We start from the raw sequence: 22,621 nt of genomic DNA, 5'->3' as shown, positions 1-22,621 counted from the left end.
CTGCACTCATCAAATCTCAGCTACCGGATTATGTTCAATCTACCTAAAGTAACCGAAAAAATTGCCGCATCGGATCGCACATTGTTTTCGTTCGAGCTTTTGCCACCGCTCAAAGGACAAAACATCGAAAATATCCAGAAAACCATCGACCCGCTGATGGAGTTCGACCCGGCTTTCATCAACGTCACCTATCATCAGGAAGAGTTTGTTTACAAAAACCTGCCTAACGGCCTGATAGAGCGGCGCACCATCCGCAAGCGTCCGGGCACCGTAGGCATTGCAGCAGCCATCATGTTTCGCTATGGAGCCAATGTGGTACCACACATCATTTGCGGCGGCTTCACACGCGAGGAAACCGAAAACGCCCTGATCGACCTTCACTTTCTTGGCATTAAAAATCTTCTGGCCATTCGTGGCGATGCCCAGGCCGGCATGAAATATTTTCAACCGGAAAAAGGTGGCCATGCCCATGCCATCGAGCTGGTGAAACAAATCGCCAACCTCAACAAAGGCATCTACCTCGAAGACGACCTGCTCAATGCCACACCCACTGATTTCTGCATTGGGGTGGCCGGTTATCCCGAAAAACACATCGAAGCCCCCAATATGGATTCAGACCTCTATTACCTAAAGAAAAAGATTGAGGCAGGAGCTTCGTTTGTGATCACCCAGATGTTTTTCGACAACTCAAAGTATTTCAGCTTTGTAGCGCGTTGTCGCGAAGCAGGCATCATGGTGCCAATCATCCCGGGGCTGAAACCTCTGGCCAGCCTGAATCAGCTCTCAACCCTGCCCCAAACATTCAACATCGACCTGCCTGAAGCCCTGATGAAAGAGGTGCGCAAATGCACCGACAACCATCAGGTGCGCAAGCTGGGTGTGGAATGGGCTGTGGCTCAGAGCAAAGAGCTCAAAGCTACAGGCGTGCCGGCCATTCATTACTATACAATGGGCAGGGCCGACAACATTGCAGCCATTGCACGCGAAATATTCTGAGACCAGCCAAAGCTGTGTTGAAAAACTTTTAAAACGAATACTTTCAAAATGGCTAAATTTGGGCAATCCAATTGCCCGCCATGCCTGTTTATGACCATTTTCTGAAGCCCGGCCGCAAGTTTGCCGTCCTGATCGATCCCGACAAACCGAGCGACAAATCGCTGCACACCCTTGCAGGTTACGCTGCTGAGGGGGGTGTGGACTTTTTCTTTGTTGGCGGTTCGCTGCTCACCAACGACAATCTCGAAAGCTGCATCAAAATCCTGCGTGCCGAAGCCAAACACATCCCGATCGTTTTGTTTCCGGGCAATTCCTACCAGCTGAGCAGGCATGCCGATGCATTCCTTTTTTTGTCGCTCATCTCGGGGCGCAATGCCGAAATGCTCATCGGCAGGCACGTGATTGCCGCGCCTTACCTCAAAATGAGCGGCCTCGAAGTAATTGCGACAGGCTACATGCTTATCGACAGCGGCCGGCCTACTTCGGTGAGCTATATGAGCAACAGCGTACCCATTCCGTCGGACAAAAACGACATTGCCATCTGCACGGCTATGGCTGGTGAGATGCTGGGCCTGAAACTGATATTTATGGATGCCGGCTCGGGCGCCTTCAACCCTGTGCCCACAAGCATGATCCGCGAGGTTCGCAAAAGCATCGGGGTACCCCTGATTGTTGGCGGCGGCATCCGTGAGCCGGAGCTGGCCGGCCAAATGGCCGCAGCCGGAGCCGATGTGGTGGTAGTGGGCAATATCCTCGAAAAACAGCCCGGGCTGACACCCCAGTTCGCAGCCGCTATCCGTCAGATATAAACCAAAAAACATAGAATATCTTCCTGATCATGAAACATTTGCTCAGCCTTGCCACCTGGCTTTTGCTGCTTGTTCAGCCCCGTGGCGCACAACACCTCGCGCTTACCCCCGAAGATGCCGCAGGCATAAACCCTGCCCTGTTTCCCCGCGGCCTGAGTCAGGTGCAATGGACCTCCAATGCCGGAGAATACACCTGGGTTTCGGATAATTACCTGATAAAAAACACTGTCAGTCAAATAGCGAACGACACCCTTTTCTCGCTTCAGCAGCTCAACAAAAGCCTGCGCGAAAGCGGTCTGGATAGCCTGAGGCGATTTCCCCAATTTCAATGGGTTGCTTCCGGCAAGGCCTTGTTCCGGAGCGGACAGGATTATTATGTTCTCATAATCAATCCTCTACAGGTCGAACGACTGACAAGCCTGCCGAAAAATGCAGCACAGGCCGAGATCCATCTTCCCACCCTGAGAATTGCCTACACCATCGAAAACAATGTATTCGTGTTTGATGGCTTGGAACACCGGCAGGTGAGCAACGAACCCCCGGGGGTGGAATGCGGCAAAAGTGTACACCGGAATGAGTTTGGCATCAACAAAGGACTGTTCTGGTCGCCCGATGGCAGCAAACTTGCTTATTACCGCATGGACGAACGCATGGTGACAACCTATCCCCTGGCCGACATCGCCCAACGTATTGCAAGTCACCAGCCCATCCGCTATCCTATGGCAGGCATGACCAGCCACCAGGTGAGTCTGATGGTGTACGACCTGGCCGAAACAAGCACTGTGGCCATGCAAACCGGCGAACCCGCCGAGCAATACCTTACAGCCGTCACCTGGCATCCCGATGGCCGCAGCATCTATATCGGTTTGCTCAACCGCGGGCAAAACCACCTGAAAATGAACCGCTACGAAGCAGCCGGTGGCCGGTTGATGGCTACCATTTTCGAAGAAAAGGCCGACACCTGGGTAGAGCCACTTACGCCGCTATACTTCCTGCCGGGGAACAGCGGACGCTTCGTCTGGCCCAGCCTGCGCGACGGTTTCAACCACCTGTATCTGTACGAAGTCGATGGCAAGCTCATCAGGCAGCTCACCTCAGGAGCCTGGATGGTGACCGAAGTGATCGGTTTTGACCAGAAAGCCACACAGGTCTTCTTTCTGGCAACGCGCGAAACCCCGCTCGAACAAAACGTCTATGCCGTCAACCTGAGAGATGGCAAACTACGCATGCTTTCCTCCGAGGGTGGCCAGCACAAAGCCATGCTTTCGGCCGACGGCAACCACCTCATTGATGCCTGGTCGAACATTGTGACCCCCCGAAAAACACAAATCATCGACCGCAATGGCAAAACATTGAAAACCATACACGAAGCCCAGAATCCGCTGGCAAATATCCTCATGCCCGACATTGAACTGGTACAACTCAGGGCCGAAGATGGGAGTACGCTTCATGCCCGGCTGATCAAACCTGCCGGTTTGATTCCGGACAAGAAATATCCGGTGGTTGTTTACGTATATGGCGGGCCACACGCCCAATTGGTGACCAACAGCTGGCTCGGAGGCGCAAACCTTTACATGCTATATCTTGCGCAACAGGGTTTTGTGGTGTTCACCCTCGACAACCGCGGCTCGGCCAACCGCGGAAAAGCCTTTGAGCATGTGATCCACCGCAGGCTTGGCCAGGTGGAAATGGCCGACCAGCTTGTTGGCATTGATTATCTGCAAAGCCTTCCTTTTGTGGATGCCGAAAGAATCGGGGTGGACGGCTGGAGCTACGGCGGTTTTATGAGCATCAGCCTGAAACTCAACCACCCGGAAATTTTCAAAGTGGCCACTGCCGGCGGTCCGGTAACCGACTGGAAGTACTACGAAATCATGTATGGCGAACGCTATATGGATACCCCCGATGAAAATCCCGAGGGGTACCAAAATACCAGCCTGCTGAATCAGGCCGCAAAACTTCAGGGCAAGCTGCTCATTATGCACGGCGACATGGACGACGTGGTGGTGATGCAACATAGCCTTGCCCTGCTGCGTCGGTTTGTGGAAGAAATGAAACTGGCCGACTTCTTTGTGTACACCGGTCACCCGCACAACGTGCGCGGACGCGACAGGGCGCATCTGATCAGGAAAATTACCTCATATTTCATGGAAAACCTCTAATGATAAACTTTCTGATTTTTGGAAGAAATTATTAAAAATGGAAAAGCCCTTAATTTGAACACCTTCTAATCATTTGTTTTATAGTCTTTTATGACTTTGGCACTTAATTTGGGATCGTTATATGTGACAAAACTAATTGAACCTGTCCATGATGTTTTCAGCAACCTTACCTATGACTGAGCGGCCAAAACAGATACAAAACTCAACATCAAACCTCAGGGTGCTGGTGGTTGACGATCTCAGGGTAAATTTCCTGCTGATCAAAGCCATGCTAAGCAGGCTGAGGGCAGAGGTTTACTGGTCTTCAAATGGTTACGACGCAGTCGGCCTGATCGAAGAGGGACAGCACTTCGACCTCATACTACTCGACTATAATATGCCAGGCATCGACGGCATGGAAACCGCGAAGCGGATCAAAAACATTACCAAGCGCATCCCGGTGATTTCGATGAGCACATTCACCGAAAGTCCGGCTTTCGACCGCACCAATGCCCCTTTCGACGGATATCTGGGTAAGCCCGTGGACAGCGAAGAACTGTTCAAAATCATTTACGACAAATCCGAAACCCTGAACTGAGCCATCATGGGATGTGCTCAGATGGTTCAAGACAAATTGTTGCTCCGGCCGAATATTCAATTAATTTTCTGATATTTGCCTTATTAAGCTCAATGCGAAAGGGATGTATTCACGGCCAGTCCTGTTTTTAATCATTTTACTTACTACTGCTTTCAGTTTTGCCAAAGCAACCAGTGCGCCTGAACTCCAAAGCACTTCAAGGCACCTGGACCGTGAAATCTTACTTCAAAGCCTGCTCGATTCCGCCCGGAAAGCTCGCAAATTCGATGTCCAATTCTCCCTGCGCCTGGCAAACCAAGGCATCGCCAAGGCCGACTCGCTTGCTGAACCCTTGTGGAAAGCCCGGTTTTATTGCAACAGAGGAATAAGCCTCCGCATGTTGAATCTCTACGACGAGGCAGTCAAGAGCCAATACGAAGCATTGTCAGTATTTCAGCAATTCAGCGACTCCACGCACATCGCAAAATCGATGTACGAACTCGGGCAGCTCTATGCGTTGACCAGGGACTACGACCGTGCCTTGTCTTACCATTTTAATGCCCTCTATTTGCGGGAGTACGATACCAACCTGATTGCAAGGGCAAAAAGTTATCTGGCCATAGGCGAGGTTTTGACTCTGATAAACGACAGTTGGAGAGCGTTGGATTTTTTGCTCAATGCCCGGCTGATTCTCGAAAAACGTCAGGAAACAAGCTTACTTGCTACCACCATGTTTCGTCTGGCCGAGCTGATGCTTCGAATGCAACGCTACAACGAGGCCCTCGACCACATCGACAAAGCTTTGGCCCTTGCTGCTGATGATGCCCGGAAATCAGAATTCCAACTCTTAAAAGCCAGGATACTTTGGCAGGTCAATAAAACAGATCAGGCCGTTGAAATACTCAGGGAAGTGCAACCCGGGCTGGAAGCTCGCCGCAATTTCGCCGCCCTGATCGAGCTGCATACTCTGCTTAAAGACATCAAAAAGAACCAGGGCAATTTTGAAGCTGCACTTGTCCATGCCGATCTGCTGAATACTTTCAGCGACTCTCTCCGAAGCCGGCAGCGAATCGAAGAAATATCCCGGCTTCAGTTGAAATTTGAAACCAGCCAGCTCGAAGCCAACAACGAAATACTCAAGCTCAAGCTCAAAGAAGCCAAATACGAAAACCGGAGGATGGCATTGATTATTGTCATCCTGGTGATGGGCATGCTGATTGTTATTGCCATAAGGGTAGTGATGCGCAACAGGCGCGCCAACCGCAGGCTGCAGGAAATGAATCAGCTGCTTGAGCAGAAGGTGGAGGAGCGCACCTCCGAATTGCGACAGCAGAGCAACAACCTGCAATCAGCCAATGATGCCCTCACAAAAAGCGAAACAATGCTCAGGGCTATCATCGAAACCGTGCCCCTGGGTGTGGTCGTAACTTCGCCTGATGGCAAAGCAAGCCTTTTCAACCCTCAGCTCAAGGACCTGGGCTTTAGTGCCGAAGAGCTTCAGAAAGCCGACTGGTTTAAGCATATTGTACCCGGTGAGCAGCAAAAAATAAGGGAACTCTGGTTTGGTGCGCACACTCATCACATGCCCCTGCCCGAGACCACATTCCGCATCATTCTGAGCAAGCAACTGAAATGGTTGCGTATGCGTGGCAAATGCCTGCATCTGGATGGCAATTTCAGCGGAATGGTAATCATCATTGAAGACTTCTCGGAGGTAAAAAAATACGAAACCGACCTGATCAAAGCCAAAAACAAGGCCGAAGAATCCGACAAGCTCAAGTCGGCATTTCTTGCCAATATGAGCCACGAGATCCGCACACCCATGAATGCCATCCTGGGATTTGCCGACCTGCTGCCGTCCGATGACTACGAGCCCGAAGAAAAGCAGGAGTTTATCAACACCATCCAATCCAGCGGCCAGCTGCTGCTCAACCTGATCAACGACATCATCGACATCTCGAAGATTGAAGCTGGCGAGCTGAAAATCATCCCCGCCACCTTCGAACTGGGCGCCCTGATGGAAACCTTGCAGCAAACTTTCAGAAAACAGCTCGACCTCAACGGGAAAAACGACGTTAAGCTTGTGCTCTCAAATAAAGAGGCCAGCGAGAACTATACCGTGCATACCGACAAACTAAGGCTCCAGCAAATCCTCACCAACCTGCTAAGCAATGCTGTGAAGTTCACACATCAGGGAAACATTGAGTTTGGTGTGATACGCGTGGACGACCAATATGAGTTTTATGTGAAAGACACAGGCATCGGCATTCCCGAGTCGAAGCTCGATGTCATTTTCGACCGGTTCAGGCAGGCCGACGATTCACATACCAAGCAATACGGAGGCACCGGACTAGGTCTGGCCATATCGCGCCAGCTGGCCCAGCTGCTTGGCGGCAAGATGTGGGTGGAATCCGTGGAGGGCAAAGGCACCACTTTCTATTTCACCATTCCCTGCCAGTTTACCGACAAAGATGCCCTCAAAGACTATCCCGACTATTCGGACAAGAAAGTATTGGTTGTCGAAGACGTCGAGGCCAACTTTCACCTGCTCAACAACATGCTCAAGCGATCAGGCATCACTGTGCTGCATGCCTCCAATGGATATACAGCCATAGAAATCGCCCGTGAAGAACAACCCGACCTTGTGCTCATGGACATCCAACTGCCCGAACTGGACGGGGTGGGCGCTTTACGTGCATTGCGCAAGGAAAAATATACCAAACCCATTGTAGCTATCACAGCCTTTGCACTGGCCGGCGATGCCCAATATTATCTCCGTCAGGGCTTCGACTCCTACCTGAGCAAACCACTAAGCCTGGAAAAGCTTTATTCCCTACTGCAATTGTTTTTCGATCCCGAAACCAGGCTCGGTCAACCTGTAGAATTCCTTCACGATGATCAAGGTGATGCTGCCCAATAGGACGTTCAGAACCTTATTGATCGCAGGCCTGATGTTTTCGTTGCCTGCGGTGGCTCAGGTGTTCCAGGCGGTAAACACCAAAGCGCCGGGGCTGGCGAATGCCAACGCCGTCTGGTTTAGGAGTGGCAACAGGCTTCATGTGCTTGCTACCGGTGAGGCAAAGGCGAGTCCCTCGGTCAGAACTTTGATTATCAGACAAATATCAAGAAACGAATTTGCATCACAAGCCTCCGGCCTACCCCAGGTGGTGCATGGTGCAGTGGATGCTGCCGACTTTGATGGCGATGACCTGCAGGATATTGTCATCAGCGGCTTCGGCCAGGGCGGTCAACCTGTAGCCGGCATCTGGCTTCAGCAACGCGATGGCTCATTCAAAAAATCTGCAGCCCAGGTACCCGCTCTGGCAGAGGGATCGGTGCATTTTGCCGACTTCGACCGCGATGGAAAAATTGACCTGCTGCTCACCGGCCGGGATGCGCAGGGGAACTTTCGCACCATCGTACTTAAAAACGAAAACGGCGCATTGCGCGAGATCCGAAGCAGCCTTCCGGGGGTAAAACATGGCCTGGCCATCTGGCAGGACGTAAACAAAGATGGCTGGCCCGACATCCTGATCAGCGGACAAACAACCAACGGACTGATAACCCGCATCTACACAAATGTCAATGGCACCTTCAGAGAAAGCGGCCAGTCGTTTCCCGGACTCAAATACAGCGCTGCAGTGTTCGCCGATTTTAACAGGGATGGCTATCCCGACTTTTTCATCACCGGCGAAACACGCAGCGGCAATCCTTTTTCGACCTATTATCTGGGCAGCGCCTCCGGAAGGTTCTCCGAGGGCAACAGGGCTGGTATTCGTCAGCTGATGCATGGCTCGGTGGATGCTGCCGATTACAACGGCGACGGATGGCCCGATGTGGTCATCACGGGCGAAAGCCTCGAACGACCTTATACCATTGTTCTTGAAAACCAGTCAGGAAAAGGCTTTCGCGACATTAAAGGAGGCCTTCCCGGCGTGGTTAACGGCGTGGCTCGTTTCGGCGATTTTGACAACAACGGGTCTCCCGATCTTTTCCTGGCCGGCATTGATGTGTGCTTCGACCTCCATGCCACGGTGTACCGCAACACCCTGAGGGTTCGACCCTCTGAGGAGGAATATCCTGAGCCACAACCACTTCCTATGGAAATTGCTCAGGGACCCAAGTATTATTTTGTGTTCTCATCGTGCTACTGCGACCCGGAGAATACGGGCAAGAAGGCCTACCATGGTTTTGTGAGCAACATACATCAGGAAAAGAAGGACTTCGATCTCAACTACGAATTCAACCACCGCCTGATCAGCCGCTATCCCGGCTGGGGGTGGGCCGACCGCGGGCACCGCACCAGCAATGCCTTTGTGAGTGTGCAGGATGCCGAAGAAGGCCGGCAAACCGTGATTGCCCGCTACCGTCAGGACGGCTACATCATTCACTACATTAACTGGTAAACACCAACAAACCAATATCTTGGCAGCGTCAGTCAACCACGAAACGCCGCTAAAGCTGGCCGAAGATTTCGTTAATTACACCAATACCCACATCTTTCTGACTGGTCGTGCGGGTACGGGCAAAACCACCTTTCTGCGCAGCTTGTCATCGCTCACCGCCAAACGCTTTGTGGTGCTGGCGCCCACGGGTGTGGCGGCCATCAATGCAGGAGGGCAAACCATCCACAGCTTCTTTCAATTGCCTTTGGGACCCATACCGCCCGGAACTGCGCTGAAACGCAATGATCCGAATGGCAACAAGTCGTTCGGGATGCAGATGCGCAAATCGAAGCTCGACCTCATCCGAAGCCTCGACCTTATTGTGATTGACGAAATCAGCATGGTGAGGGCCGATCTGCTCGATGCCATCGACGAGGTGCTGAGGCATTACCGAAAAGACAGCCAGCCGTTTGGGGGCGTCCAGCTTCTGATGATAGGCGATCTGCTGCAACTGCCCCCCATCGTCAAAAACGAAGACTGGGAGCTGTTGCGCGCACATTATTCCGACCTCTTCTTCTTCAACAGCATTGCGCTCAGCCAAAGCCGGTTTGTAACCATTACCCTCGAGAAAGTCTTCCGCCAAACCGACGATCGTTTCATTGCCATTCTGAATGCCGTGCGGGGCGGAAACCCGTCGAAACAGGTACTCGATGAGCTCAACCAAAGATTTAATCCCGACATGAGCCAATTCGAAACCGAAGGTTACATCACCCTGACCACGCACAACCGCATGGCCGACGAAATCAACCAATCGCGGCTGGCGGCCATCAGAGCACCTGTATCTGAATTTAATGCAAAGATTAAGGGCGACTTTCCGGAACACATCTTCCCCACCCAGCAGGTGCTCGAACTAAAGCCAGGAGCACAGGTAATGTTTGTGAAAAACGATCCGGGACCGGAAAAACAATACTATAACGGACTGATAGGCAAAGTTGTACACATTGACGAGGATGACAACACGGTGGAAGTGGCTTGCGAAGGGATCAGCGAACCCATCAGCGCGAGGCCCATTGAATGGCAAAACATTGTGTATGATCTTGATCCGGAAACGAAAAACGTAAGCGAGAAGGTTATGGGCACCTTTGCCCAACTGCCGCTGCGCCTTGCCTGGGCCGTAACCATCCACAAAAGCCAGGGCCTTACCTTCGACAAGGTAATCATCGATGCCGCACAGGCATTTGCACACGGCCAGGTGTATGTGGCCCTGAGCCGCTGCCGAAGCCTCGAGGGGCTGGTTTTCAAAAGCAGCATTCCCGCCCATGCCATCATCAGCCAACAAAACATCAACAACTGGCTCGATGAGCAGAAGCTTGCCATGCCGGGGCCTTCGGAATTCGAAGCACACAACAGGGCTTTTGTCGGTCAGCTGCTCACTGCCCTGTTTAGTTTCGGAGATATGCTGGCTGCACACGAACAACTGCTGCGACTCGCGCGACGTAACAGCAACAGCCTTATGCCGGGCTTAGCCGAAACACTGGCCGAATCGCTTGCCTTTGCCCGCAACCATCTGGAAGATATAGGTAAAAAATTCGAACCTCAACTAAACTACCTGGTCAACAAAATTCACCAACCATCTGGTGAACAAGCGCTTAAAGAGCGTTTGAAGCAGGCAGCAACCTATTTCAAACAGCAGTTGGAAATTTATTTCAAAGCATTACCTGAAAAGATTGAGACCGACGACAAAATGCTGCAAAAATCAATCGAAGAACTGCAAAAGGAAATCCGAAAAGCTGTTCACCTCAAACAAACTTGTCTGACGCAACTGGAAGAAGGTTTCAATCTGGGTAAATTTCTCCGGGTCCGTGCACTGGCAGTGATGGAAACTCCGTCCAGAGCCAGGCGCGAAAGCCCACAGTCTGATGAAGAAAGTTCGCTGCTCAAAGTGCTGCTCAAATGGCGCCGCGAGGAGGCACAAAAAAGAGGACTGGAACCATCGAAAGTGATTCCCCGCAGCAGCTTATACGAAATCGCCCGACGGATGCCGGCAAGCGTTTCCGGTTTAGCATCGGTAAAAGGAATGGGTAAGAAGAGGATTTCGATGTACGGCTCCACGCTTATGGCTTTGATGGATGAATATCTGAAGAGGCCAGCTTCCACACCTGACGTACAGGCGGCAAAAAAAAGCACCCGCGAGCTTACGCTCGAAATCTACCTGAACAATCCCGGATGCAGTATCGAAACCCTTGCAGCGCTGAGGGGCTTATCTCAAGGAACGGTATCGGAACACCTCGCAGCTGCAGTCGAAGAAGGAAGGATCGGTATTTCGGAGCTTGTGGATGCGCACAAAAGGCAGATGATTGAGGAATATTTCGAATCGGTGGACGACGACCGGCTGGGGCCGGCCCGCGAGGTGCTGGGCGAAGAATTCAGCTGGATTGAGCTCCGGCTGGTGAGGGCTGCCTTGCGGCATAAAGCCCGGTTCAAAAACAACACTGCACCCTGATTTTATCTTTGTTGGCGCATGAAGACCGCTCGCTTCACAAATGCAGGCGCTTCAACAAATTGTACCTTTGCCGCCTGCTGCAATTTACAAACCTGCCCTGCATGAAAGTCGCATTGATCCATTACCGCCTGATTCATTTTGGAGGCCTCGAAACCCGGCTCAAAAATTACATCAGCTATTTCCATCAGCAAGGTCATGAGGTGGACGTGGTATGTGCAAAGTACAACCCTGAAATAGTGTTGCCTCAGGGCAGCAAAGTGCATAAGATTGGGGCAGGCATCCTGCCCCGACCTTTCAGACAGCGGGGATTCGATCAACGCCTGGGAAGTTTCATGCGCCATCATTCCTACGATTTCAGCCTCTCGCTCGGGCGTACCAGCCACCAGCAATACGTACTCAGCCCCGGAAACCACCTTGGCTACCTGCGCAGCCTGGAACGCAAGGCCTGCTCGCTCAGCGACCTGGAACAAATTCGACTCGACAGGCGCTCGTTCGAACACTCCAGGCTGATTTTTGCAGCCTCGAGGATGATGCAGAACGAGATGGTTGAATTGTACAACATCCCGGCAAAGAAAATCAGGGTAATTTATCCGCCACTGAATACCCATAGTTTTGCCAGGGCCGATAGCCTGGAACGCGCGCAAATCAGAAAACGTCTGGGTTGGCAGCAGGACATACGATATTTTCTTTTCTCCTCGCTTGCCCATCGTCGCAAAGGACTGCCCCTGCTTCTTAAGGTGTTCGAAAAACTCAGGAACACTAACAATGAGCTGATAATCATCGGCGCACCCGAAGTAAAAACAAACCTGCCAAATGTGCATTATCTCGGATTCTTCGATCATCCGCGCGATTTCTATGTGGCCGCCGATGCCCTCCTCCATCCGTCGGTGTATGAGCCTTACGGACAGATTGTTGCCGAAGCCCTGCAGTGCGGGACTCCTGTGATCATTTCGGACAAGGTGGGCGCAGCCGAAATAGTTCAGAGCACTGAAGGACTTATCCTTGCCCACAATCAGCCGGAACAGTGGATTGAGGCCATAAGCAATTTCGACAGAGAAACATTTTCCATCCCAGCCAATTTTGCCCAAACGAGGAAAATCACCCTGGAAGACCATATGGAAGCTATGTTGCACCATGCCGGAAAATCAGAGGAATAAAAAATCCCGCGCATTTCTGATTTGCTATGTAGGCCAAAGATGTTTAATTTTGCAGCCTTGTTTTCAGGGCGGGGTGTAGCGCAGCCCGGTAGCGCGCTTCGTTCGGGACGAAGAGGCCGCTGGTTCGAATCCAGTCACCCCGACAAAACCAAAAAGCCATCCAAAGGGACGGCTTTTTTGTTGTTGGACGGCTAAACGAAGTTTAAAGCCGGACAGCAGCAAAAAAGACGCGCTGCAGCGCAGCGGTGGCTTTTTGGGTTTGATTCACCCCCATTAACGGATCACCGAAGGTAATCCAGTCACCCCGACAAAACCAAAAAGCCATCCAAAGGGACGGCTTTTTTGTTGTTGGACGGCTAAACGAAGTTTAAAGCCGGACAGCAGCAAAAAAGACGCGCTGCAGCGCAGCGGTGGCTTTTTGGGTTTGATTCACCCCCACAATTGGATCACCGTAGGTAATCCAGTCACAACGGGTGTCGGATAAATAGCTAAATAACAGCCTATTATCCTAATTAAAAACAACGTGCGCAATATACAAAGCTCTGACCTCCAGCTCGCGTGATTCGGTTAACTTTGCAGCCGCATGAGCGCATTCCAATACTTCGTGATTTGCTGTCCGGCCTGCCATAGCCGGCTTTCTGGGGTTAAGATCAATCCAGAAGAGGTTCAATACTCGGAGCTGTATTCCGACGGCCTGATGTTGTGCGATGGCCTGATGGCAGAGGAACAGAAACTGATCTCCTGTCCGGCTTGTGCACATTTGTTCTGGGCGCCCACAGTCGAGAAGCATGCCTGCGATGCCGACACCTGCGAAACAGATCAGACCATTTATCCCCATGGGAGCTGGTATCAGTTTGGATGCAACACGAGCAACTGCGACGGCAAAATAGCCCTCATCGAACACTATCGCCAACTGCTGCAATGCATTCGCCCTCTGAACAGCGAGCTGGAGATCTACCTGCGCAAAAAATTGCTCTGGGCCATCAACAACCTGATCAGGCAACGCAGCGAAGCCAGCATAAGCCAACTGCTCTCGGGAAAATCAAGTTTTGCACACTGGCGGGCCAGCCGTCGGAATCAAACCAGGCAAAACCTGGCCTTTATGGGATACAGGCAACTGCATATCAGCAACATACAACGACTCATTGAACTATTGCGCAGCAACGAAGAGCGAGAGCAGAACCGGCTCTTCCTCTGTGAATTGTACCGCGAAAAAGGCAATTTTTCGAAATGCCTCGAAATGGTTCGCCAGCTGAAGCGGTCAACACACTTCCTCACGCTGATTGAGGAGAAAGCCCGCCTGCACAATAGCTTTGTATTCAAGGTGGCAGGATAAGTTTCAACGGCCGGCCAGTTGACGTACAACCACCGATGCGCACGCAATTCCGAAAGCTGCAGGCATGTAGGAAATCGTACCCACAGTGCTTTTCTTATTCAGCTCACCTTCAAGGAGTTGGATTGTATTTTTGCTTACCGTTTCCGGCGAAAAAACAGCAGTAATCCCTTCGTAAACCCCAAGCTTGTGAAGTTTTTTCCGGATGTAATAGGCCAACCGGCACGTATGAGTCTGGCTGATATCGGCCACCTGAATCAGCGTAGGGTCGAACTTTCCGCCGGCCCCCATGGAACTTACCGTGTTGAGTCCGAATTTTCTGGCGTAGTAAAGCAGATAAACCTTTGGCGCAAGCGTGTCGATGGCATCGATCACATAATCATACGGATGCAACTGCAACAGATCGATCAGGGGCTGATCTTTTACATATGCCCGGACCACATGCAGCTTAAGCCCGGGGTTGATGTCCATGAGCCTGTTGGCCATCACCTCAGTTTTGGGCTTACCTTCTGTGCTCATCAGGGCCGGAAGCTGACGGTTGCGATTGGAAGCATGCACGGTATCTCCATCCACAATGGTAAGGCTTCCGACTCCTGCACGTGCGAGCATTTCGGCAGCAAATGCACCAACTCCGCCAAGACCCACCACGAGCACATGGCTTTGGGCCAAAGCCGCAACACCCTCATTGCCAATAGCTAAAACCGTCCGGCTGTTCCAAACTTCTTCCATCAGGGCTGCAGACTGAAGCAGGCGGCAAAATTACGCCAAATGACTGAAGCCAGATCCAGTGCCCCAATACCCCTCAAGGCAGCTGCCCGGGCGTAAAGCTCCCTAAGTGACATCCCGTTATCGTCGGTTTCGAGAAATATCCTGTCGTCCGGACAATATCTGAAAGCTTCAGTTAATGCCTCATTTCGACGCAACAAGGCTGCTCCGAACGACAAATAAAATCCCGCATCGAGGTATTGGCAGGCGATAGACCTGCGCGACGAAAAGCCATGCACTATCCATGGTTTGGCAGGCCTGAAGCTTCGTTTTAAGGCGATAAGCTGCGTATGACTTCGCACGGCATGCAGAATCATGGGTTTGTTCAGGCCTGTGGCTATTTCAACCTGATTTTCAAATATTTTTTTCTGCGCCTCAGGATTTGGCCTGAGCATATCAATGCCACATTCGCCAATGGCAATTAGCCTGGGATGGCTGGTTAACTGATAGAGCCATCGAAACTGTGCTTCAGGGTTTTCCGTCCCGACCCTCCAGGGATGGATGCCCGAACTGAAATATTGCTTTTCGGGCGGGGCATCGCCCGGCATCAGGTTCAGGATGGCCAAAACCTCATCGTCTGACCCTTGCTTGTGGGTATGGATGTCGAGAAAGTTCTTTTGGCTGTGCATAAAAAAAATCTCCGGTCAGATGACCGGAGACGAAATTATGCAATAAAACAGCCCATTGGCTTATTTGGATGGCACCTGATAGATGTTTGCATCGTTGCGGTATCCGGCCAGGTTCTTGAACCAGTCGGGGAATAGCACCCCGCCACTGGTAGCCCAGTCGGCAAACTTGAGATGGGCATTCACAATATCCACCTTTTCGTTAGGATAATCGAACTGCTCGTAGATATCGATTGCCCAGGGAAGATTTGTCGCTGTTTTGTAAAAACGATTGGCTGAGGGCTGGGTGTTGTCGTCCCACATTCCGAAGAAAGATGGATCGGCCAGGTCGGTGGGTGGGTAATCGGGCAGATGCACTTCTTTTCCGCGCTCTTTGTTGATGATCAGGAAGGGATTGAAATTGGGTACATCCAGGCTGGTGTAAAGCGGACGAGGCGAGGCAAAGTTGATGGTAATCAGCAAGGTATCCGGTTGCACGTATGGCGCTCCGGGTGTGGTGTTCACGCCAAGTCCCGAGCCAGGATGAGGCAGGCGGCTGAAGGCATTGTCGAAGGCAATGATGGTGGGTTTCGACTGTCCGTTTTCCAGTCCGTTGGCTCCAAGGCTGATAAAATTCTCTGTCAGGTCGAAGCCTGTAACGCTTACGAGCGACTGATCGATGGCGGCATTTGGAAACTGATACCCGAATCCGTTCTCAAGCGAGGCGCCTATTGCCCTGACAACAAGTGTGTTATAAATCTCTACTACCTGATTCTGGGCATTGGTAACGGTGTGGAAGCGATAATCTACTACCAGGTCGTTGAAATCGTAGTCACCCTTGGCAGGCCACAAATCTTCGAAAGCAAGCGAGCCGAACCCATTGGCAGGGAAGTAGATGTTGTAGGCACGCTCTGGGTCGTTTGGATATTCATCTTCATCATCCGGCACCCCATCGCCATCCGAGTCGGTTGCTCCGCCACCGCCGCCACCACTTCCGGGCAGTACAGCACAATCTCCGCCATTGTTGTTCGAGGGGTCGGCAGCATAAATGCCCGGAATGCTCACATCATCCAGATGTCCGCGCGAGGTGCCTCCGGAACCATACCAGCTCCAGCGAACCTTGTAAATGCCATTCACTGTGATTGGAATGGTTTCGGTGAACAGGCTGTTGTTGGTGTAGGTATGCGAAAAAATCAGGGTTTGGTTGTTGTATTCATCAATAAGATAAACATCCAGATACTTACCCGCTCCATTCAGTACATCAATTTTGTGCTTGAACACCAGATTGCCGCTTCCGGGCATGTTCACCCAGGGCGAAATCAGGGTGTGCTGATTGGTCATGCTCGACATCTGGCCGGTGCGCATGCTGAACTGACCGGTAATGGCATTAGCCCCACCTACGATGTTGGTGCTGGCGAAAAACCAGCATTTGGCAATCTCTGCATTTCGCGAACCCGACTCAAAGTCCTGAGTTACCTGTGCACTGAGCGGAAACGCTGCCATAAAGGCTATGCCCAGTACGATTTTGGCACTTAATTTTGCTGCTATTGTTTTCATGGCTTAATCCCTCTGAATTTTAATCAATTATCTGTCTCAGGAAGATTGGGAATATAGTTAAAGACAACTTTCCCGTTTTGAATTGGGAGGGTTTTGCTGATGGTTCCAAAACTTACCTTTAGCTCGCGCAAATAGGCCGGCACGACGATGTTGTAGGTGACGTTGGCATTCATTGCCTGCATGCCTTTATAAAACACAGCCTGTTGCCCATCGCTGATCACAATGGTGCGCTGCACCTGCACCGGCAGCTGTAGTCCTTGCACCTGAACTTCGACGTTTTGGGTCGTTTTCCAATCAAATTGGTTGCTTACCTTGAGGTCCGCCATACTGCCAGGCTTTTCAGGTTTTATGATCGGATCCTTCTGGCACGATGAAAAACCAAGGATAAGTAAACCGGCTAAAAGGATGAGATATCTTTTCATGGCTTAGAGTTTTCTACGCAGGAAACAAATTTTGTACCATTTATCATAATTACTTTTTTATCAGACAATTGCATTTTATGCCCTTGATTAAAAAATTCCTGTAATGAATCAATTCTCCAATTTTGGGATATAGGTTATTGTTTGCTCGCGGTATCGAGTTTCAAATATAAAAAAAGCCGGGTCAATGGTAGCCCGGCTTTTTTTAACGGTTGCGTGTATGAAACGTTTGGCATTTCGAAGCGATTTCCTATCAAGTTACAACTACTTTTGATACGATCTATATCGCTCGATAAACCACTGACTGCCAAATGTTTTATACACGATGTTAGGTGCTTTTGTTATTTTTTCAGTAATAAATCAATCGTATGTTGAACTAAACTCATATCACCCCACATTCCATGATGTGGTATCACAATACTTGCAGTTTTATATTTTTCTTGTACTTTTTTCATTGATATAGGCCATTCAGCAATATTTGCATCCCCTGTAAATCCAAGATTTTGATATGATAAAGCTTTAACCATACAACCTCCAAATAATAAATTACATTCTTTTATATAAACCACTAAGTTATCCGGAGAATGAGTTTCTCCAGGAAAATACACATCAAAACTTAAATTCCCAATTTTTAAAAATATTCCTTCTTCAATTTTAAAGATTTTGTTCGGTTTTACAAAAACCATTTTTTCATATACTTTTTTTATTCTTTCTTGTTCAGGTTTCAACCAAGAGATAAGTTGTTGTTGTGTTTGCTTTCCTCTTTCGTCAATCAAATTACAAGTCTTATCAGCACCATAAATGTCTATTCCTCTTTCTCTTAAATATTGATTTCCTCCTAAATTATCAACAAGAAAACCTGTATTTAGTGCTGTGATTTTATCAGGATTCAAATTGGTTTCAACCCAGTTCAACATTAATGCAGTAGACGTGGTGTCATATGGTGTGTCAATTAAAACGACTTCTTTGTCAGACGCTTTAACAATTAATGAATTTGATTCCCAAGGAAAATAATGTGTAACCACATAAATTGTGTCTGTCAGTTTTGAAATAAATAATTCCTCACTTAGTTTTGTCTCAAATTGAGCGTAAATCGTGTTAGTATAAGTTATCAATACAACACATAAAAAAAAAACTTTTTCATCCTTTATATTATTATCTCATTGATATTTCGTTTCTTACAATTGCACCTAAATCATAGATAAATTTCAACAGCCTCCGGCAGCCTTTTTCACTTGTGGAGTGCCGGAAGGCAGCGCAAAATTGGCGGCAGGCGCCGTTGGCCTGGAAGCGGTACCAAAAAAACGGCTGAAGGCGTACCTGGCTTGCTCTGAGGTTGTTTGTGCCCATTTGGGAAGGTAGTTTTCAAGCACGTTTTTGGCAATGAATTCGGCATCGGTTGCAACAGCAAACACCTGGCCGAAACCCTTTGCACGCAGCAACCAGGCTGCCGCAAGTGCTTCCGATTCGTCGGGTGCCACCACGAGTGTTTTACCGGCAGATTTGATGAACTTCATGCTTTCGTCCGATAACAGTCTGTCGGTGGTCACGCTGATCTGGCGACCAAACTTTTCGCTTTGTGGGATTTGGGCACCGTTGAGCTGCACCAGGGCAAACTCCCCCAAGGCATCCTGCGCTTCAATTTCATGAAGTTGCCAGGGTTTAATCAGCATTTCGCCCGATGACAGCTGGCTATGCAGGCTGAGGTTATCGGTTTTGTATGCCGGAGCAAGCCACCATTGCAGCAGGAGGGCTGCCAGCAACAGCCCGACAAAAAGTACTGCCGCTGCGGTGAGCATTTTATCGTTTATATTTTGCATATCTCATTATGTTTTAACTGATTAACATCCACCTTCGGCGCGATTAACATCCACCTTTTGCGCCTGAGACAGTTTTCATACCAGCCGGAATGGCGGCAGGAGCGGCGGTTTTTGCACCTGCTGCCTGGCCGGTGCTGAACCTGCTGCGGGCTTCCTGACGGAAACGCTGACGAAACTGCTCGGTTTCGTCTTTAATTTTAGCGATGAAGTCATTGACAAAAATGTCTTCCACAAATCCATTCAGGCCGCCTTTAAGCAACCGGATATTTTCCAGGCCTGCCCTGCCTGCGGCCAGCCAGGCAGCCTGGGCATCGGTGGAACCATTGCTGATAAAAACAATTTGTCCCTTTGCACTGCGCAGGCTGTTGAGCGATGCAGGCTCAAGCAGCTCAGCAAGAGGAATATTGATTGAGCCGGGCAGGCTGAACAGGGCAAAGTCCTCCGAGGGTCGCACATCCACGATGTAGAGGTCGTTGCTTTGCGGATTGAGCAGTTTCCATGCCAGCTCGTCGGTATCGACATAGCTGGCCGGATTGGCCATTTTTTGGATTAGTTCTTCAGCTGCCACTTCGTTCCACCTTGCTTTGGGCCGCTCGGGAAGCACAAAAAACAACACAGCCAGCCCAAGCATCATTGCGAACGGCCCGGTGTAGGATGGATGAAAGATGCCGGCAGATACCGGTAGCCCGTTCACCTTGTCTTCAATTTTGCGGGTGATGATGAAAGCAGAAAGCGCAATCACTACAAGCAGAAGCACAAAAACATTGCGCGACAGCCCAAGCGATTCGTACACAAAAGGACTGCCAATAAAACTGCCTGTGTAAACAGGTTCGAAAATGCTGTAGGCTTCACCGAAGATGAAAATACCGATCAGCATGCCCAGCACAAACACCATGGCGTCAATTTTTCCGATCACGGCGGCAACCATGCTGGTTCCGGGGCAAAAACCGCCCAGAATAAAACCAAATCCCATGATCACGCCTCCGGCAATGATCGAATAAATGTACGTAGGGTTGATGTAGAGCAAGTCGAATTCGATCCAGCCGAGGTATCTGAACAGTTGCAGGCCAAGCATTGCGGTGATGGCGGCAGTGAAGAATACCCTGAGCACGACAAAATCGTAACCGTAGAAAACACCGGCGAGTTTACGTGAATTCGAAAACCCGCCCTGTTCGAGCACATAGCCAAATCCCAGACCAATCACAAAAGCAAAGAGCAGGTTCAGGTCGGGGTTGATAAATCCTTGTGGAATAAGTGGTCCCATAGTTGTGCTGCGTTAATGTATCCAGAGTTTACGGAAAAAGTAAGCGATGACATAGCCGGTTCCGAAGATGAAAATCATGGTCAGGAAACCGGCGGTGGAGAGCACAGCCATCCCGCTGAGGGCGGCGCCGCTGGTGCATCCGCGTCCGAACTGGGAGCCGATGCCAAAAAGTATACCTCCTAACAGCGCAAACAAAAGCCGTGTACCATTGCTGATGCGCGGACCTTTATCGATGGCCAATCCTGCCCTGCCGGACACAAAGCCCGAGAAAAATGCCCCGCCCAGCAATCCGGCCACCAGATAAACCAGCCAGTTTTTCATGGGACGGCCATCGCCATCGGCAAAAAATGCCGCATAAAACGAATTGGACTTTGCATGTTCAGGCGCCATGTGGCCCACTGTTTCAATAACTACGCTCTTGGCTGCACCACTGGCGCCAAGCCCGCGTCCGGTAATAAAAAACGAAGCCAGCAATACCAGTCCAAGCAGGAAACCTGCCAGGTAGGCATTCATGTAAGGTTTAGGTTGTTCGTTCATGGTCTTGAATTTTTTTTTATTTAACAGCCACCCTGAGCCGCTTTTTTGATTTCGCCGGCCGGATTGACAGGCAATACCGCACTGCTCGAAAGGGGGTATTTACGTTTCTGCAGTTCGCTCCATTGATGTGAGGCTGGCCAGCCATCCCGTTGCATCCTGCTGTGCATAAACGAGTTGGCACCATAAAGCAATGAGTAGGCATCGTAGCCCAACATGCGCAGATAGGCCACAGCATGTGCCGAATGATGTCCGGTGTAGCAATAGACAACAATCTTCTGTGTGGTGGGGATTGAAAGCAACTGTGCATCGATTGCAAGCGATTTTCGCGGGCTAAACTGCCTGGCAGCGGGAAGATGTCCGACAGTTTCGTAATCGGCCGGCGACCAATAGTTGATGATGAAGTACTCTTCCATGTGTTTTGCCAGCGAATCGAATTCGAGAAAATGAGAGGCGCTGCTTTCGGCCAGCAATGCGGCCGCCCTGTCGTGAGCAATCTGATATAGGCTTGATTTTCCAGTTGATACAACAGGCAGATCGTTCACAGCTTTGGGAAAATCCGGCATTCCTGTTACCAATTGGTCGGCCCATTTGTCGCTTATTGCTTTATCCCAGCCTTCGTTTGCCAGGGTAGCGTCCCAGGCATTCATGCCAAACCGGATCGAATAGGTATTGTCATAGCCCAGCAAACGCACAATGCCGTTGACCCATGCCGAAAGCTGCCCTCTTGAACACACGAAGACAACCTTGTCAAATGCATTGATATCCAGCCTTTTGTCAAGATAATCAAGTAATTCCTCCGGTCTGATGTTGATTGCATTGGGGATGTGTCCTGCGCCATACTGCGAGGCATCGCGCAGGTCGATAAACAAATTATTGCCATTCAGGAGCTCATACGCATCGTCGGCCGAGATGACGGCCGGCACCTTATCCGAGTTGATCCAGTTGCCGTTCTGGTTCAGCCATTGCACGAGCTGTGCTGATTCGCCCACAGCTGATGCGGGCGGGATAGCGGATTTGTTGCAGGAACTCAGCAATACCAGCGCCATCAACGCAATCCAGCCTGCGGAAACTATTCTCAGTGATTTCATTTCTCTTCTTCTTTTTTAGGTTCGTCAGCAGGGGTATCTTCATCTTCCTCGAGCTCTTCCCATCCGGTGATCATAGCTTTGAGGTTGGAAGTGAGGGTGTGCCCGGTGGTGATCAGATAGAGGTGCACCACCACAAACGAAAGCAGCACAAAAGCTCCGAGGGTATGCAGCACGGCCACAAGCTCAAGGTTCTGGATATTGGTAATCTCAATCCGGTCGCCCTGCGGATAGCGGTAAAACATATAGGCAAGTCCGGTGGTGACCATGACCGGGATGACCAGCAATTTAAGTCCGAGATAGACAAGGCGTTGCAGAGGATTGAGCTTGCTGAGCACGGTTTTTTTGGTGGGATGGGGCGCGTTGCGGAAAATTCCGAACAGGTAGAAATCGAGCTGAGCCTTAAGGTTTTGGGTTGTGGGCAGGTATTGTTTCCACTCGCCTGTCGTAAAGTGCCAGAAGATGGCAAAGATGATGAGCACAATGAATCCCCATGCCGCTTTGTTGTGAATATCCACAGCAGTGTCGTAGCCCAGAAGGTTGTAGGAACTGTGGATTTCGAAGCCTGTGATGGCGAGGATAAAAATCAGCAACGACTGGTTCCAGTGCCAGAATCGCTCGAATCCTTTGTAGATGTAAACCTTTTTAAAATTTTTCATGGCGTGGGT

The 22,621-nt window shown here is 50.3% G+C and carries 19 protein-coding genes and 1 tRNA gene; 10 read left to right on the top strand and 10 right to left on the bottom strand.

All coding sequences use genetic code 11. From position 1 onward, the window contains the following. The first annotated feature begins 30 nt into the window (after window positions 1-30). The 10 genes from metF (at window position 31) to IPM52_11645 (ending at window position 13,904) form a co-directional block, all read left to right on the top strand. Complete coding sequence (gene metF, locus IPM52_11690) at window positions 31-996, top strand: methylenetetrahydrofolate reductase [NAD(P)H] (GenBank protein MBK9292271.1); 966 nt, start codon at window positions 31-33, stop codon at window positions 994-996. Between the two features lie 80 nt (window positions 997-1,076). After that, complete coding sequence (locus IPM52_11685; GenBank protein MBK9292270.1) at window positions 1,077-1,805, top strand: geranylgeranylglyceryl/heptaprenylglyceryl phosphate synthase; 729 nt, start codon at window positions 1,077-1,079, stop codon at window positions 1,803-1,805. A 29-nt stretch (window positions 1,806-1,834) separates the two neighbouring features. Beyond that, complete coding sequence (locus tag IPM52_11680; protein ID MBK9292269.1) at window positions 1,835-3,967, top strand: S9 family peptidase; 2,133 nt, start codon at window positions 1,835-1,837, stop codon at window positions 3,965-3,967. A 148-nt stretch (window positions 3,968-4,115) separates the two neighbouring features. Continuing rightward, complete coding sequence (locus tag IPM52_11675) at window positions 4,116-4,544, top strand: response regulator (protein MBK9292268.1); 429 nt, start codon at window positions 4,116-4,118, stop codon at window positions 4,542-4,544. A 103-nt stretch (window positions 4,545-4,647) separates the two neighbouring features. Then, window positions 4,648-7,443, top strand: a complete 2,796-nt coding sequence (locus IPM52_11670) for a response regulator (GenBank protein ID MBK9292267.1) — start codon at window positions 4,648-4,650, stop codon at window positions 7,441-7,443. After that, entirely contained in the window at window positions 7,418-8,929 is a 1,512-nt protein-coding gene (locus IPM52_11665; protein MBK9292266.1) for a VCBS repeat-containing protein, read from the top strand. Before IPM52_11670 ends, IPM52_11665 begins: the two co-directional genes overlap by 26 nt. A 19-nt stretch (window positions 8,930-8,948) precedes the next feature. Next, on the top strand, window positions 8,949-11,411 hold the full coding sequence (locus IPM52_11660) for a helix-turn-helix domain-containing protein (protein ID MBK9292265.1): 2,463 nt from the start codon (window positions 8,949-8,951) through the stop codon (window positions 11,409-11,411). Between the two features lie 101 nt (window positions 11,412-11,512). After that, the gene (locus IPM52_11655; protein MBK9292264.1) at window positions 11,513-12,568 is read left to right on the top strand and encodes a glycosyltransferase family 4 protein; all 1,056 of its coding nucleotides are present in this window, start codon (window positions 11,513-11,515) and stop codon (window positions 12,566-12,568) included. A gap of 69 nt (window positions 12,569-12,637) precedes the next feature. Continuing rightward, window positions 12,638-12,711: transfer RNA gene (locus tag IPM52_11650), tRNA-Pro, on the top strand. Window positions 12,712-13,151: 440 nt separating this feature from the next. Next, window positions 13,152-13,904 carry a hypothetical protein gene (locus IPM52_11645; protein ID MBK9292263.1) on the top strand — a complete coding sequence of 251 codons (753 nt, stop codon included), beginning with the start codon at window positions 13,152-13,154 and terminating at the stop codon, window positions 13,902-13,904. A gap of 3 nt (window positions 13,905-13,907) precedes the next feature. On the opposite strand, the gene IPM52_11640 is transcribed toward IPM52_11645, so the two are convergent. The 10 genes from IPM52_11640 to IPM52_11595 form a co-directional block, all read right to left on the bottom strand. Continuing rightward, window positions 13,908-14,630, bottom strand: coding sequence for a tRNA threonylcarbamoyladenosine dehydratase (locus IPM52_11640; protein ID MBK9292262.1), 723 nt, complete (start codon window positions 14,628-14,630; stop codon window positions 13,908-13,910). Further along, on the bottom strand, window positions 14,630-15,295 hold the full coding sequence (locus tag IPM52_11635; protein MBK9292261.1) for a TatD family hydrolase: 666 nt from the start codon (window positions 15,293-15,295) through the stop codon (window positions 14,630-14,632). Before IPM52_11635 ends, IPM52_11640 begins: the two co-directional genes overlap by 1 nt. Before the next feature lie 60 nt (window positions 15,296-15,355). After that, entirely contained in the window at window positions 15,356-16,828 is a 1,473-nt protein-coding gene (locus IPM52_11630; protein ID MBK9292260.1) for an LruC domain-containing protein, read from the bottom strand. Window positions 16,829-16,851: 23 nt separating this feature from the next. Continuing rightward, window positions 16,852-17,250: a hypothetical protein gene (locus IPM52_11625; GenBank protein MBK9292259.1), complete on the bottom strand. Its 399-nt coding sequence runs from the start codon at window positions 17,248-17,250 to the stop codon at window positions 16,852-16,854. A 338-nt stretch (window positions 17,251-17,588) separates the two neighbouring features. Further along, complete coding sequence (locus IPM52_11620; protein ID MBK9292258.1) at window positions 17,589-18,362, bottom strand: MBL fold metallo-hydrolase; 774 nt, start codon at window positions 18,360-18,362, stop codon at window positions 17,589-17,591. Window positions 18,363-18,455: 93 nt separating this feature from the next. Further along, the gene (locus IPM52_11615; GenBank protein ID MBK9292257.1) at window positions 18,456-19,067 is read right to left on the bottom strand and encodes a hypothetical protein; all 612 of its coding nucleotides are present in this window, start codon (window positions 19,065-19,067) and stop codon (window positions 18,456-18,458) included. A gap of 43 nt (window positions 19,068-19,110) precedes the next feature. Further along, a complete protein-coding gene (locus IPM52_11610) occupies window positions 19,111-20,331 on the bottom strand; it encodes a YeeE/YedE family protein (GenBank protein MBK9292256.1) in 1,221 nt (406 codons plus the stop codon). A gap of 12 nt (window positions 20,332-20,343) precedes the next feature. Beyond that, on the bottom strand, window positions 20,344-20,868 hold the full coding sequence (locus IPM52_11605) for a YeeE/YedE family protein (GenBank protein MBK9292255.1): 525 nt from the start codon (window positions 20,866-20,868) through the stop codon (window positions 20,344-20,346). A 20-nt stretch (window positions 20,869-20,888) separates the two neighbouring features. Next, the gene (locus tag IPM52_11600) at window positions 20,889-21,956 is read right to left on the bottom strand and encodes a rhodanese-like domain-containing protein (protein ID MBK9292254.1); all 1,068 of its coding nucleotides are present in this window, start codon (window positions 21,954-21,956) and stop codon (window positions 20,889-20,891) included. Then, window positions 21,953-22,612 carry a cytochrome b/b6 domain-containing protein gene (locus tag IPM52_11595; GenBank protein ID MBK9292253.1) on the bottom strand — a complete coding sequence of 220 codons (660 nt, stop codon included), beginning with the start codon at window positions 22,610-22,612 and terminating at the stop codon, window positions 21,953-21,955. The genes IPM52_11600 and IPM52_11595 overlap by 4 nt, the downstream gene beginning before the upstream one ends. Between the last annotated feature and the right edge of the window lie 9 nt (window positions 22,613-22,621).

The sequence above is a fragment of the Bacteroidota bacterium genome (assembly GCA_016715945.1).
Classification (GTDB): Bacteria; Bacteroidota; Bacteroidia; order Bacteroidales; family F082; genus JALNZU01.
Note: the sequence above shows the minus strand (reverse complement) of the source record. Positions and strands in the feature narration are given on the sequence as shown.

Coding starts and splice junctions, on each gene's coding strand:
- IPM52_11605 (MBK9292255.1), bottom strand. CDS start 20,868: ATGAACGAACAACCTAAACCTTACATGAATGCCTACCTGGCAGGTTTC.
- IPM52_11655 (MBK9292264.1), top strand. CDS start 11,513: ATGAAAGTCGCATTGATCCATTACCGCCTGATTCATTTTGGAGGCCTC.
- IPM52_11680 (MBK9292269.1), top strand. CDS start 1,835: ATGAAACATTTGCTCAGCCTTGCCACCTGGCTTTTGCTGCTTGTTCAG.
- IPM52_11635 (MBK9292261.1), bottom strand. CDS start 15,295: ATGCACAGCCAAAAGAACTTTCTCGACATCCATACCCACAAGCAAGGG.
- IPM52_11645 (MBK9292263.1), top strand. CDS start 13,152: ATGAGCGCATTCCAATACTTCGTGATTTGCTGTCCGGCCTGCCATAGC.
- IPM52_11670 (MBK9292267.1), top strand. CDS start 4,648: ATGTATTCACGGCCAGTCCTGTTTTTAATCATTTTACTTACTACTGCT.
- IPM52_11665 (MBK9292266.1), top strand. CDS start 7,418: ATGATCAAGGTGATGCTGCCCAATAGGACGTTCAGAACCTTATTGATC.
- IPM52_11630 (MBK9292260.1), bottom strand. CDS start 16,828: ATGAAAACAATAGCAGCAAAATTAAGTGCCAAAATCGTACTGGGCATA.
- IPM52_11615 (MBK9292257.1), bottom strand. CDS start 19,067: ATGCAAAATATAAACGATAAAATGCTCACCGCAGCGGCAGTACTTTTT.
- IPM52_11610 (MBK9292256.1), bottom strand. CDS start 20,331: ATGGGACCACTTATTCCACAAGGATTTATCAACCCCGACCTGAACCTG.
- IPM52_11685 (MBK9292270.1), top strand. CDS start 1,077: ATGCCTGTTTATGACCATTTTCTGAAGCCCGGCCGCAAGTTTGCCGTC.
- IPM52_11640 (MBK9292262.1), bottom strand. CDS start 14,630: ATGGAAGAAGTTTGGAACAGCCGGACGGTTTTAGCTATTGGCAATGAG.
- IPM52_11600 (MBK9292254.1), bottom strand. CDS start 21,956: ATGAAATCACTGAGAATAGTTTCCGCAGGCTGGATTGCGTTGATGGCG.
- IPM52_11625 (MBK9292259.1), bottom strand. CDS start 17,250: ATGAAAAGATATCTCATCCTTTTAGCCGGTTTACTTATCCTTGGTTTT.
- IPM52_11595 (MBK9292253.1), bottom strand. CDS start 22,612: ATGAAAAATTTTAAAAAGGTTTACATCTACAAAGGATTCGAGCGATTC.
- IPM52_11675 (MBK9292268.1), top strand. CDS start 4,116: ATGATGTTTTCAGCAACCTTACCTATGACTGAGCGGCCAAAACAGATA.
- metF (MBK9292271.1), top strand. CDS start 31: ATGTTCAATCTACCTAAAGTAACCGAAAAAATTGCCGCATCGGATCGC.